The sequence below is a fragment of the Streptomyces sp. NPDC088147 genome (assembly GCF_044741565.1).
Taxonomy (GTDB): domain Bacteria; phylum Actinomycetota; class Actinomycetes; order Streptomycetales; family Streptomycetaceae; genus Streptomyces.
Window position 1 is genome coordinate 931,653 of record NZ_JBIUSY010000002.1, and the last position, 13,186, is coordinate 944,838.

Annotated in this window: 10 protein-coding genes; all 10 read left to right on the forward strand. The window is 71.0% G+C overall.

What is annotated here, in order from left to right:
* Positions 1-354: 354 nt before the first annotated feature.
* The 10 genes from rsmH (at position 355) to ACIOGX_RS09400 (ending at position 13,054) form a co-directional block, all read left to right on the forward strand.
* Positions 355-1,311: a 16S rRNA (cytosine(1402)-N(4))-methyltransferase RsmH gene (rsmH, locus tag ACIOGX_RS09355; protein ID WP_401911600.1), complete on the forward strand. Its 957-nt coding sequence runs from the start codon at positions 355-357 to the stop codon at positions 1,309-1,311.
* Positions 1,308-1,874, forward strand: coding sequence for a septum formation initiator family protein (locus ACIOGX_RS09360; RefSeq protein ID WP_401911603.1), 567 nt, complete (start codon positions 1,308-1,310; stop codon positions 1,872-1,874). The genes rsmH and ACIOGX_RS09360 overlap by 4 nt, the downstream gene beginning before the upstream one ends.
* Positions 1,875-1,878: 4 nt before the next feature.
* Complete coding sequence (locus ACIOGX_RS09365) at positions 1,879-3,864, forward strand: penicillin-binding protein 2 (protein ID WP_356507237.1); 1,986 nt, start codon at positions 1,879-1,881, stop codon at positions 3,862-3,864.
* Between the two features lie 17 nt (positions 3,865-3,881).
* Complete coding sequence (locus tag ACIOGX_RS09370) at positions 3,882-5,624, forward strand: UDP-N-acetylmuramoyl-L-alanyl-D-glutamate--2,6-diaminopimelate ligase (RefSeq protein ID WP_383967211.1); 1,743 nt, start codon at positions 3,882-3,884, stop codon at positions 5,622-5,624.
* A 4-nt stretch (positions 5,625-5,628) separates the two neighbouring features.
* Positions 5,629-7,059, forward strand: coding sequence for a UDP-N-acetylmuramoyl-tripeptide--D-alanyl-D-alanine ligase (gene murF, locus ACIOGX_RS09375; RefSeq protein ID WP_356507239.1), 1,431 nt, complete (start codon positions 5,629-5,631; stop codon positions 7,057-7,059).
* Entirely contained in the window at positions 7,056-8,126 is a 1,071-nt protein-coding gene (gene mraY, locus ACIOGX_RS09380; RefSeq protein ID WP_129766852.1) for a phospho-N-acetylmuramoyl-pentapeptide-transferase, read from the forward strand. The genes murF and mraY overlap by 4 nt, the downstream gene beginning before the upstream one ends.
* The gene (gene murD / locus ACIOGX_RS09385) at positions 8,123-9,532 is read left to right on the forward strand and encodes a UDP-N-acetylmuramoyl-L-alanine--D-glutamate ligase (RefSeq protein WP_401911609.1); all 1,410 of its coding nucleotides are present in this window, start codon (positions 8,123-8,125) and stop codon (positions 9,530-9,532) included. Before mraY ends, murD begins: the two co-directional genes overlap by 4 nt.
* Positions 9,533-9,612: 80 nt before the next feature.
* A complete protein-coding gene (gene ftsW / locus ACIOGX_RS09390; protein WP_356507243.1) occupies positions 9,613-11,127 on the forward strand; it encodes a putative lipid II flippase FtsW in 1,515 nt (504 codons plus the stop codon).
* 6 nt (positions 11,128-11,133) lie between these two features.
* Positions 11,134-12,228, forward strand: coding sequence for an undecaprenyldiphospho-muramoylpentapeptide beta-N-acetylglucosaminyltransferase (gene murG / locus ACIOGX_RS09395; protein ID WP_030353511.1), 1,095 nt, complete (start codon positions 11,134-11,136; stop codon positions 12,226-12,228).
* A gap of 22 nt (positions 12,229-12,250) precedes the next feature.
* Complete coding sequence (locus ACIOGX_RS09400; RefSeq protein WP_383967222.1) at positions 12,251-13,054, forward strand: cell division protein FtsQ/DivIB; 804 nt, start codon at positions 12,251-12,253, stop codon at positions 13,052-13,054.
* The last annotated feature ends 132 nt before the right edge of the window (positions 13,055-13,186 follow it).

Below are 13,186 nucleotides of genomic sequence, written 5' to 3' on the forward strand. Positions count from 1 at the left end.
GGTTGATTGACCGGAAGAGCGAGTGGACTAAAGTGACGCGAAGTTCACGGACACATCCCGGACACATTCCGAACCCAGCACAATATTCCCGCATGTCGCGGCGTACGTGCGGCTCGGCCTCCTCCCGCTCGGCGGTCGGCCGACGCCTCTTCCGGCGCCGGCGGACCACCTCCCCTTCTGAGCGGGCGGGGACCCGGCGGTACGTACGGCCGCGCCGGATCTGAGAGGGCGCATGAGCGAGCGCAGCGAGCGAATCATGGAGAGCCGCGCGCCCGCGGAACGCCGTACGGACACCCCCCGCACACCACGGGCCGGTGCCCTTCCCGGAGGGCGCGCACGCCGCGAGGGGCGCGCATGAACCAGGTCCGGCACGTTCCCGTGATGCTCCAGCGGTGCCTCGATCTGCTGGCCCCCGCGCTCGCCGACCCCGGCGCGGTCGTCGTCGACTGCACCCTCGGTCTCGGCGGACACAGCGAGGCCCTGCTCTCCACGTTCCCCGCCGCCCGGCTGGTCGCGCTCGACCGCGACCAGGAGGCGCTGCGGCTCTCCGGCGAGCGGCTCGCCCCGTTCGGCGACCGCGCCACCCTCGTCCACGCCGTCTACGACGAACTGCCCGAAGTGCTCGCCCGGCTGGGGATCCCCCGCGTCCAGGGCGTGCTCTTCGACCTCGGCGTCTCCTCGATGCAACTGGACGAGGCGGAGCGCGGCTTCGCCTACGCCCAGGACGCCCCCCTCGACATGCGCATGGACCAGTCGTCCGGCGTCAGCGCCGCCGAGGTCCTCAACACCTACCCGCCCGGCGAACTGGTGCGGATCCTGCGCGCGTACGGCGAGGAGAAGCAGGCCAAGCGGATCGTCTCCGCGGTCGTCAGGGAGCGCGAGAAGGAGCCCTTCTCGCACAGCGCCCGGCTGGTCGAGTTGATCCGCGACGCCCTCCCGCAGGCCGCCAAGCGCACCGGCGGCAACCCCGCCAAGCGCACCTTCCAGGCCCTGCGCATCGAGGTCAACGGCGAACTGTCCGTCCTGGAGCAGGCCATTCCGGCCGCCGTGGGGTCGCTGGCCGTCGGCGGCCGGATCGCCGTCCTCTCGTACCACTCGCTGGAGGACCGCCTCGTCAAGCAGGTCCTCGCGGCCGGGGCCGCCAACACCGCGCCCCCCGGTCTGCCCGTCGTCCCCGAGCGCTACCAGCCCCGGCTGAGACTGCTCACCCGCGGCGCCGAACTCCCCACGGAGGAAGAGATCGCGGAGAACCGCCGCGCGGCCCCGGCGCGGCTGCGGGGGGCGGAGCGGATCCGGGAGGACGCTCTGTGAGCGGACCGGCCAAGCAGTTGAGGGGGCGGGCCGCGCGGCTCGCCCAGATGATGCCCTCCGGAACCAGTTCGGCGGCGCGCACCCCCTTCGTCCTGCTGGTCGTGCTGCTCCTCGGCGGCGGCCTGATCACCCTGCTGCTGCTGAACTCCTCCCTCAACGAGGGCTCGTTCCAGCTGAGCGAGCTGAAGAAACGGACGACCGACCTCACCGACGAGGAACAGGCCCTGCAACGGGACGTGGACGAACGCTCCGCGCCGTACGCCCTGGAGCGGCGGGCCCGTGAGCTCGGCATGGTGCCCGGCGGCAGCCCCGCCTTCCTCAACCCGGACGGTACGGTCCGCGGCGTGCCCGGTGCCGGGGCGTCGCCCTCCGCGCAGCCGTCGGCCCAGTCCGCGGGCCGTCCCTCTCCCATGGAGGAGGACCCGCCCTCGGTGGTCTCGCCGCCGTCTCCCGCGCTCTCCTCCCCTTTCCCGTCCCTCTCCGCCGACCCGGCCCGTGAGTCCCCCGGGCAGGTCCCCGCACCGGCCTCTGGCACGCCGGCCCCGACGACCCCCGGCAGGTGACCCAGTGCCCTCCCAGGAACCCCCGCGCCGCCGGGTGCCCAAGCCCGCGCGCTCCGGGAACGACCGACGGTCCCGCCCCGCGCCCCGGCCCGCCGCCCGCCGCCCGCGCCCCGCGTCCCGTGCCCCGCGCCGGATCAGGCTCGGCAGCCCCCGCCCCCGGCTGCGTCTTGTCAGCCTCGGACTGACCCTCGTCATGCTGGCGTTCGTCGTCCGGCTCCTCCAGGTGCAGGCGGTCGACGCCAGCGCGTACGCCGCCAAGGCGGAGAAGAGCCGCTACCTCAGCCACACGATCGCGGCCGAGCGCGGGGAGATCACCGACCGCTCCGGGATCGCCCTCGCGACCAGCGTCGACGCCTACGACATCACCGCCGACCCGTCGATGTTCACCGCCGACTTCACCAAGGTCCCGGACGCCCCCGAACAGGCCGCCGCGCTGCTCGCCCCGATCCTGGGCGCGGAGAGCGCCGACATCGTGAAGAAGCTCAGGACCCCCGACTCCCCCCGCTACACCGTGCTGGCGCGCCGCCAGACCCCGCAGGTCTGGAACCAGATCAAGGACCTCAAGCGCGTCCTCGCCGAGAAGGCGAGCAAGGCGAGCAGGACCGCCAAGGGGAAGGCCGCAGGCTCGGCCACCACCGTCAGCGTGCTGTCGGGCGTCCTCCAGGAGGCCAGCAGCAAGCGCGTGTACCCCAACGGCGACCTCGCCGCGGGGATACTGGGGTACGTCAACGCCGCGGGCCGCGGCGCGGGCGGTGTCGAATCCATGCTGGACAAACGGCTGGCGGGCGAGGACGGAAAGGTCACCTACGCCCAGTCGGGAGGCCGCCGCGTCCCCACCGCCAGCTCCCACGAGACCCCCGCCGTGCCCGGCTCCGACATCGAGCTGACCATCGACCGGGACATCCAGTGGGCCGCCCAGCAGGCCATCAGCGACCAGGTGAAGGAGTCCAGGGCGGACCGCGGCTATGTCGTGGTCCAGAACACCAGGACGGGCGAGGTGCTCGCCATGGCCAACGCCCCCGGCTTCGACCCCAACGACGTCTCCGCGGCCAACGCCGCCGCCATGGGCAACGCGGCCCTCCAGGACGTGTACGAGCCCGGCTCCACCAGCAAGGTCATGTCGATGGCCGCCGTACTGGAGGAGAAGGCCGCCACGCCCGGCACCCATGTGGTCGTCCCGAACCGGCTGCACCGAGGGGACCGGCTCTTCAAGGACGACATCGACCACCCCACCTGGAACCTGACCCTCAACGGCGTCCTCGCCAAGTCCAGCAACATCGGCACCATCCTGGCGACCGGCCAGCTCGGCAGGACACAGCCCGAGGCCAACAAGGTCCTCCACTCGTATCTCAGCAAGTTCGGCATCGGCCGGCCCACCGGTCTCGGCTATCCCGGCGAGACCCAGGGCATCCTGGCCCAGCCCGAGGACTGGTCCACCTCGCAGCAGTACACGATCCCCTTCGGCCAGGGCCTGTCCCTCAACGCGATGCAGGCCGCCTCGGTCTACTCGACCATCGCCAACGGCGGCGTACGGATCGAACCCACCCTGATCCGCGGCGCGCGCGGCCCCGACGGCCGGTTCACCGCCGCCCCCGCGCCCAAGAAGACCCGCGTGGTGAGCGACGAGACCGCCAGGACGGTCGCCACCATGCTGGAGTCGGTCGTCGGCAACGAGGAGGGGACGGGCACCAAGGCCGCCATCCCCGGCTACCGCGTCGCGGGCAAGACGGGTACGGCCAACCGGGTCGACCCGAAGCTCGGCGTCTACAAGGGCTACACCGCCTCCTTCGCCGGCTTCGCGCCCGCCGACGACCCGCAGATCACCGTCTACTGCGCCATCCAGAACCCCACCAAGGGCAGCTACTTCGGCGGACAGATCTGCGGCCCCATCTACAAGAAGGTCATGGAGTTCGCTCTCAAGACGCTGCAGGTCGAACCGACCGGCAGTAAACCCGCCCGGCTGCCGGTCACCTTCAAACCCGGCGAGTGACCCCAGGGAAAGCCCCAGTGACAACGATCACCCCCGGTTCCGGGAACCACCCGGAACCCCCCGCGCACCAGTCCCCCTCACGTGGCTCGCGGCCCGCGGAGCCCGGTACGCTCACCGCCGTGCCACAAGCTGATCAGTACCGAACCACCCCGAAGGACGCCCCTGTGAACCATCCGGGGACGCCCCGTCCGGACCGGGTACGCCCGACCTCCCTCGCGGAGCTGGCGGCCCGGCTGGGCGCCGAGGCACCGGACCCGGGGGAGGTGAAGGGCCCTGGGGAAGCGACCGGCATCACCCACGACTCGCGCGCCGTACGCCCCGGGGACATCTACGCGGCCCTCCCCGGCGCCCGCTTCCACGGCGCCGACTTCGCCGCCCAGGCCGCCGACCTCGGGGCCGCCGCGATCCTGACGGACCCGGCGGGCACCGAGCGCGCCGCGGCCACCGGCCTGCCGGTCCTGACCGTCCGGGACCCGCGGGGCCGCATGGGGCAGCTCGCCGCCGAGATCTACGGACACCCCGGCAGGGATCTGCTCCAGATCGGGATCACCGGCACCTCCGGCAAGACCACCACCGCGTATCTCATCGAGGGCGGACTGCGCGGCGCGGGCCACCGCACCGGCCTCATCGGCACCGTCGAGATGCGTATCGACGACGAGCGCATCAAGTCGGAGCGCACCACCCCCGAGGCCACCGACCTCCAGGCCCTCTTCGCCGTCATGCGCGAGCGGGGCGTCGAATCCGTCGCCATGGAGGTCTCCAGCCACGCGCTGGTCCTCGGCCGGGTCGACGGCTGTGTGTTCGACGTCGCCGTCTTCAACAACCTCAGCCCGGAGCACATGGAGTTCCACTCCGGCATGGAGGACTACTTCCAGGCGAAGGCACGGCTCTTCACCCCGGAGCGCAGCAAGACCGGCGTGGTGAACTTCGACGACGAGTACGGCCGCCGGCTCGTCGCGGAGGCGACCGTCCCGGTCACCACCTTCTCCGCGGAGGGCCATCCGGACGCCGACTGGCGCGCCGAGGACGTCGTGGTCGGCTCGCACGGCTCCACCTTCACCGCGATCGGCCCCAAGGGGGAACGGGTCCGCGCCGAGGCGCCGCTGCCAGGACCGTTCAACGTCGCCAACACCCTGGCCGCGGTCGTCACCCTCGCCGTCGCCGGGATCGACCCGCACACCGCCGCCGACGGCATCGCCGCGGTCCCCGGCGTGCCGGGCCGGCTGGAGCGGGTGGAGGCCGGTCAGCCGTATCTCGCCGTCGTCGACTACGCCCACAAGACGGACGCCGTCGAATCGGTCCTGCGCTCCCTGCGCAAGGTCACCAAGGGCAAGGTGCACATCGTCCTCGGCTGCGGCGGCGACCGCGACAAGACCAAGCGCGGCCCGATGGGCGCGGCGGCGGCACGGCTCGCCGACACCGCCGTACTGACCTCCGACAACCCGCGCGGCGAGGACCCGCTCGCGATCCTCGCCACGATGCTCGCGGGCGCCGCCGAGGTGCCGATCCACGAGCGCGGGGACGTCCTGGTCGACGCCGACCGCGCCTCCGCCATCGCCGCCGCGGTGGGCCTGGCCGAGGACGACGACACCGTCCTGGTCGCCGGCAAGGGCCACGAGCAGGGCCAGGACATCGCCGGGGTGGTACGCGCCTTCGACGACCGTCAGGTCCTGCGTGAGGCCATCGAGCGCTCCCTCCGCCATGAGCCGGGCCGTGAGCCCGGCCACGAGCACCGTCACGAGAACAACAGTCAGGGATGACCCAGTGATCGCCCTCTCTCTCGCCGAGATCGCCGCCATCGTCGGCGGGCAGCCGCACGACATACCGGATCCGGCCGTCCGTGTCACCGGATCCGTCGTCTACGACTCCCGCGCGGTGGAGACCGGCAGCCTGTTCGCCGCCTTCGCCGGAGAGCGCGTCGACGGCCACGACTACGCGCGGCGTGCCGTCGAGGCGGGCGCGGTGGCCGTACTGGCCACCCGCCCCGTCGGTGTGCCCGCGATCGTCGTGGACGACGTCGTACGCGCCCTCGGCGCCCTCGCCCGCGATGTCGTGGAGCGCCTCGGCGCCACCGCCGTCGCGCTGACCGGCTCGGCCGGCAAGACCAGCACCAAGGACCTCATCGCCCAGCTGCTCCAGCGCCTCGCGCCCACGGTCTGGCCCGAGGGCAACCTCAACAACGAGATCGGCCTGCCGGTGACCGCCCTGCGGGCCGTCGAGGACACCCGCTATCTCGTCCTCGAAATGGGTGCGCGCTACATCGGCGACATCCGCTACCTCACCGGACTCGTGCCGCCCCGGATCGGCCTCGTACTGAACGTCGGCACCGCCCACATCGGCGAGTTCGGCGGCCGGGAGCAGATCGCCCAGGCCAAGGGGGAGATGGTCGAGTCCCTGCCGTCCGCGGCCGAGGGCGGGGTGGCGGTGCTCAACGCCGACGACCCGCTCGTCCGCGCGATGGTGACCCGCACCAAGGCCCGTACCGTGCTGTTCGGAGAGTCAGACGAAGCAGACGTACGGGCAGAGAACGTCCGCCTCACCGCGACCGGACAGCCCGCTTTCCGGCTTCGAACACCCTCCGGGTGCAGCGACGTGACGCTGCGGCTGTACGGTGAGCACCACGTGTCGAACGCGCTCGCCGCGGCCGCCGTCGCCCATGAGTTGGGCATGTCCGTCGACGAGATCGCCGTGGCGCTCTCCGAGGCGGGAACCCTCTCCCGCTGGCGTATGGAGGTCACCGAGCGCTCGGACGGCGTGACGATCGTCAACGACGCCTACAACGCGAACCCGGAATCCATGAGAGCGGCGCTCCGCGCGCTGGTCGCCATGGGTGGTGCCTCACGGGCCACGGGGGGCCGTACGTGGGCGGTGCTCGGCCCGATGGCCGAGCTGGGTGACGAATCGCTCGCCGAGCACGACGCGGTCGGACGGCTCGCCGTCCGGCTCAACGTCAGCAAGCTCGTGGCAGTCGGGGGCAGGGAAGCGTCCTGGCTGCAACTGGGCGCTTACAACGAGGGTTCGTGGGGTGAGGAGTCGGTGCACGTGTCCGACGCGCAGGCGGCGGTCGACCTGTTGCGCAGTGAACTGCGTCCGGGAGACGTCGTGCTGGTGAAGGCTTCGAGGTCGGCAGGCCTGGAGCGAGTCGCCCTGGCACTGGTCGAGAACGCCACCGAGGGCGAGGTCGCCGGCCGATGAGGCAGATCCTCTTCGCGGGAGCCATCGGGCTCTTCCTGACACTGATCGGCACCCCGCTGCTGATCAAGCTCCTGGCCCGCAAGGGATACGGGCAGTTCATCCGGGACGACGGCCCGCGCACGCACGGCAGCAAGAAGGGCACGCCCACCATGGGCGGCATCGCCTTCATCCTGGCGACGCTCATCGCGTACGCCCTGGCGAAGGTGATCACCGGCGAGGACCCGACCTTCTCGGGTGTGCTGGTGCTGTTCCTGATGGCCGGGATGGGGCTCGTCGGGTTCCTCGACGACTACATCAAGATCGTGAAGCAGCGGTCGCTCGGTCTGCGGGCCAAGGCGAAGATGGCCGGCCAGCTGATCGTCGGTATCGCCTTCGCGGTGCTGTCGCTCCAGTTCGCCGACTACCGCGGCAACACCCCCGCCTCCACCAGGCTGTCGTTCGTCACGGACTTCGGCTGGTCGATCGGCCCGGTGCTGTTCGTGGTCTGGGCGCTGTTCATGATTCTCGCGATGTCCAACGGTGTGAACCTGACGGACGGTCTGGACGGCCTCGCCACCGGCGCCTCGGTGATGGTCTTCGGCGCGTACACCTTCATCGGCCTGTGGCAGTTCCAGGAGTCCTGTGCCAACGCGACGACCCTGACGAATCCCAACGCCTGTTTCGAGGTACGAGATCCCTTGGATCTCGCGGTCGTCGCCTCGGCGCTGATGGGCTCCTGCTTCGGCTTCCTGTGGTGGAACACCTCACCGGCCAAGATCTTCATGGGGGACACCGGCTCGCTCGCGCTCGGCGGCGCGCTCGCCGGTCTGGCGATCTGCTCCCGTACGGAGTTCCTGATGGCCATCCTCGGCGGCCTCTTCGTGATGATCACCATGTCCGTGGTCATCCAGGTCGGTTCGTTCAAGATGACCGGGAAGCGCGTCTTCCGGATGGCGCCGCTCCAGCACCACTTCGAACTCAAGGGGTGGTCCGAAGTCCTTGTGGTGGTCCGCTTCTGGATCATCCAGGGCATGTGCGTCATCGTGGGTCTGGGGCTCTTCTACGCGGGCTGGGCGGCCGAGAAGTGAACTGGCAGGGCAAGCGGGTCACCGTCGCGGGTCTCGGGGTCTCCGGGATCCCGGCGGCCCGGGTACTGCGCGGACTGGGCGCGGAGGTCACCGTCGTCGACGACGGCGACGACGAGCGGGCCCGCGCCCAGGCCGCCGAGCTGGAGAAGCTGGGCGTCACCGTCCGCCTCGGCGACGGGGCGACCCTGCCCGAAGGCACCGAACTCGTCGTCACGGCCCCCGGCTGGAAGCCGGACAAACCGCTCTTCCTGGCCGCCGAGGCGGCCGGGGTGGAGATCTGGGGCGATGTCGAGCTGGCCTGGCGGCTGCGCGGACCCGGCGCGGCCCCCTGGCTCGCCGTCACCGGCACCAACGGCAAGACGACGACCGTCAGGATGCTCGCCTCGATCCTGGCCGCCGCGGGGCTGCGTACGGCCGCCGTCGGCAATATCGGCGTCTCGCTGCTGGACGCCGTCACCGGCGAGGAGACGTACGACGTACTCGCCGTCGAACTGTCCAGCTACCAGCTGCACTGGGCGCCGAGCCTGCGCGCCCACTCCGGCGCGGTGCTCAATCTCGCGCCCGACCATCTGGACTGGCACGGCTCCATGGCGGCGTACGCCGCCGACAAGGGCCGGATCTACGAGGGCAACAGCGTCGCCTGCGTCTACAACGTGGCCGACCCGGCCACCGAGGACCTGGTGCGCGCGGCCGACGTCGAGGAGGGCTGCCGCGCGATCGGCTTCACCCTTGGCACCCCCGGACCGTCCCAACTGGGCGTCGTGGACGGCATCCTGGTCGACCGCGCCTTCGTCGAGAACCGGCGCGAGCAGGCCCAGGAGCTCGCCCATGTCTCCGACGTCGACCCGCCCGTCCCGCACAACATCGCCAACGCGCTCGCCGCCGCGGCCCTGGCGCGCGCGTACGGTGTCGAGCCGGCCGCCGTCCGTGACGGACTGCGCGCCTTCCGCCCCGACCCGCACCGGATCGAGCGCGTCGCGGACATCGCGGGCGTCACGTACATCGACGACTCCAAGGCCACCAACACCCATGCCGCCGAGGCGTCGCTCGCGGCGTACGACCCGATCGTCTGGATCGCGGGCGGTCTCGCCAAGGGCGCGACCTTCGACGAACTCGTCGGGACGTCCGCGAAGCGGCTGCGCGGTGTGGTGCTGATCGGCAGGGACCGGGCGCTCATCCGGGAAGCCCTCGCGCGACACGCCCCCGAAGTCCCGGTCGTGGACCTCGACCGGACCGACACTGGGGCGATGTCGGCCGCGGTCCGCGAAGCGGCACGGCTCGCGCAGCCGGGGGACACGGTACTGATGGCCCCGGCCTGTGCCTCGATGGACATGTTCGTCAACTACAACAAGCGGGGCGAGGCGTTCGCGGACGCGGTACACGTCCTCGCCGCCGAGCACGCCTGACCCGGTGTCGCAGCAGCAGGCCGCAGCCCACTGACCACCCGCGCCAGCCGCGCCAGGCACGACTGGAGGGGACAGCGACGATGCCGGCCGACGACACCGCGGACCGATATCCGCGGCCCGCGCCGGGGCCCGTCCGCCGCGGCTGGGGCTTCCTGGGCGCGATTCCCGGCGCTCCCGCTCTCGCGGGGGCGCCAGGTGGCGCGGACACCCCGGAGGAGCGCGCGCACGCCGGTGCGGACGCCCGCGCGGGGCGCCCGGCAGGGCTCGCGCTGCGCGGCCGGGCCGCCGGAGCCGCCGTACGCCGTCCTGCCGCCACCCGGCGCGGGGGCGGCAGGAGCGGTGCCTCCCGGCGGCAGCGCGGCGGCGGACCCCGGCGCTTCTACGAGCGGATGAGGCGCGCCTGGGACCGGCCGCTCACCGCGTACTACCTGATCCTCGGCAGCGGTCTGCTGATCACCGTGCTGGGTCTGGTGATGGTGTACTCCGCGTCGATGATCTACGCGCTCCAGCTGTCGCTGCCCGCCACGTACTTCTTCCGCAAGCAGTTCCTCGCCGTGGTCCTCGGCACCGGCCTGCTGCTGCTCGCCTCCCGGATGCCGATCAAGCTCAACCGGGCACTCTCGTACCCGCTGCTGGTCGGTACGGTCTTCCTGATGGTGCTCGTCCAGGTCCCGGGCATAGGGCGTTCGGTCAACGGAAACCAGAACTGGATCTATCTGGGCGGCCCGTTCCAGCTCCAGCCCAGTGAGTTCGGCAAACTGGCACTGATCCTCTGGGGCGCCGATCTGCTCGCCCGTAAACAGGACAAGCGGCTGCTGACCCAGTGGAAACATCTGCTGGTGCCGTTCGTCCCGGTCGCCCTGATGCTGCTCGGACTGATCATGCTCGGCGGCGACATGGGGACCGCGATCATTCTCTCGGCGATCCTCTTCGGACTGCTCTGGCTGGCCGGCGCCCCCACCCGGCTCTTCGCCGGTGTGCTGGCCGTCGCCGGGCTGATCGGCTTCGCGCTGATCAAGACCAGCGAGAACCGGCTGTCGCGGTTCGCCTGCATCGGCGCGATCGATCTGGGCCCGGAGGGGGAGTGCTGGCAGGCGGTCCACGGGATCTACGCGCTGGCCTCCGGCGGATGGTTCGGTTCCGGCCTCGGCGCGAGTGTGGAAAAGTGGGGCCAACTGCCTGAACCGCACACCGACTTCATTTTCGCCATCACCGGGGAGGAACTGGGTCTGGCGGGGACGCTGTCGGTACTCGCACTGTTCGCGGCTCTAGGCTATGCGGGTATCCGCGTGGCCGGACGCACGGAGGATCCCTTCGTGAGGTACGCCGCGGGAGGTGTGACCACCTGGGTCACGGTGCAGGCCGTGATCAACATCGGTGCGGTGCTCGGCCTGCTGCCGATCGCCGGAGTCCCGCTCCCGCTGTTCTCCTACGGAGGGTCGGCCCTGCTGCCGACCATGTTCGCTATCGGGCTGCTGATCGCGTTCGCGCGAGAGGATCCCGCCGCGAAAGCGGCCCTGGCCATGCGACGGCCCGGGGTGAGATGGAAGACGATGAGACGGCGCGTCAAGAAGCGTCCGTCCGGAGAGCGGTGAATTTCGGTGCATGTCGTACTCGCCGGTGGGGGGACCGCCGGCCACATCGAGCCCGCGCTCGCCCTCGCGGACGCCCTGCGCAGGCAGGACCCCACCGTGGGGATCACGGCCCTCGGCACGGAGCGCGGACTGGAGACCAGGCTCGTACCGGAGCGGGGGTACGAGCTGGGGCTGATCCCCGCCGTACCGCTGCCGCGCAAACCCACGCCCGAACTGATCACCGTCCCCGGGCGGCTGCGCGGCACGATCAAGGCCGCCGAGCAGATCCTGGAACGCACCAAGGCGGACTGCGTGGTGGGCTTCGGCGGCTATGTCGCGCTGCCCGGCTATCTGGCCGCCAAACGGCTCGGGGTGCCGATCATCGTCCATGAGGCCAACGCCAGGCCGGGACTGGCCAACAAGATCGGCTCGCGGTACGCGGCCGGTGTGGCCGTCTCCACCCCGGACAGCAAGCTGCGCGGCGCCCGGTACATCGGCATCCCGCTGCGCCGCACCATCGCCACCCTCGACCGGGCCCGCGTACGCCCCGAGGCGCGCGCGGCGTTCGGCCTCGACCCCAATCTGCCGACGCTGCTCGTCTCCGGCGGCTCCCAGGGCGCGCGCCGGCTCAACGAGGTGATCCAGCAGATCGCTCCGGTGCTCCAGCGCTCCGGAATCCAGATCCTGCACGCGGTCGGCCCGAAGAATGAAATGCCGCGCGTGGACAACATGCCCGGAATGCCGCCCTACATCCCGGTACCGTATGTGGACCGGATGGACCTCGCGTACGCCGCTGCCGACATGATGCTCTGCCGCGCGGGCGCGATGACCGTCGCCGAACTCTCCGCCGTCGGACTGCCGGCCGCCTACGTACCGCTGCCGATCGGCAACGGTGAACAGCGGCTCAACGCCCAGCCGGTGGTGAAGGCCGGCGGCGGACTGCTGGTCGACGACGCCGAACTGACCCCCGAGTGGGTCCAGAGCCATGTGCTCCCGGTGCTCGCCGATCCGCACCGGCTGTACGAGATGTCCCGCGCGGCCTCCGAGTTCGGCCGCCGGGACGCCGATGATCTGCTCGTAGGAATGGTGTACGAGGCGATCGCCGCACGCCGCCAGGCGTAGCAGCGCAGGGAGGCAGGGGAGCGTGGCCGGACCGACGACCGCAGAGCGTGGTGCCCGACCGCGGTCGGAGTCCGGCCGCCCCGACGAGGGGCCGCCGGGCCGCCGGTTCCGGCTCCCCCGCTTCCGGCTCTCTCCCCGTGTGCTGATCGCGCTCATCGCCGCGGTCGTGCTGGTCGCGGGCGGGATCTGGGTGCTGTACGGCTCTTCGTGGCTGCGGGTCGAGACGGTGCACACCTCGGGCACGGACGTGCTCACGCACGCCGAGGTCGAGGCCGCCGCAGTGGTCCCGGTCGGGGCGCCGCTGATTTCCGTCGACACGGACGGGATTGAGGCGCGGCTGCGCCGGAAGCTGCCGCGTATCGATTCGGTCGAGGTGATCCGTTCATGGCCGAACGGGATCGGGCTGAAAGTGATCGAGCGAAAGCCCGCGCTGCTTCTCGAAAAGGGAGCAAAGTTCATCGAAGTGGACGCCGGGGGTGTGCTTTTCGCCACGGTCGAGAAGGCGCCCAAGGATGTGCCCCTCCTCGAATTGACGGTGGACCGGTCCGCCGGAACACAACGCTTCGGAACGGAGCGGCTGATGCGTGAAGCGGTGCGGGTCCGCGCCGAACTGCCGGAGAAAGTGGCCGGGGACATCAGGGTCGTACGAGTCCGTTCGTACGACTCGATCTCCCTGGAGCTGACCGGCGGCCGTACGGTGATGTGGGGAAGCGGAGAGGACGGTACGGCCAAGGCGCGTGCGCTCACCGCTCTCATGAAAGCGGTCCCCAAGGCGGGGCACTTCGATGTGAGCGCACCCACCGCGCCTGCGGCGTCGGGGAGTTGACGGGCAAATGTGCTGGCCAGCACCCTGGTTGGTCAGCGCTATGGGTGATCACATAGGGTGAAAAGAAAAACGGGAGGTTCGGCGTGTTCGTTGAACGTGCGCCACTTGTCGACTTAGTGTCCTGTTCGGAAG

Bases quoted from the DNA above. Each gene is read 5' to 3' on its own strand.
- mraY (WP_129766852.1), top strand. From the start codon at position 7,056: ATGAGGCAGATCCTCTTCGCGGGAGCCATCGGGCTCTTCCTGACACTG.
- rsmH (WP_401911600.1), top strand. From the start codon at position 355: ATGAACCAGGTCCGGCACGTTCCCGTGATGCTCCAGCGGTGCCTCGAT.
- ftsW (WP_356507243.1), top strand. From the start codon at position 9,613: ATGCCGGCCGACGACACCGCGGACCGATATCCGCGGCCCGCGCCGGGG.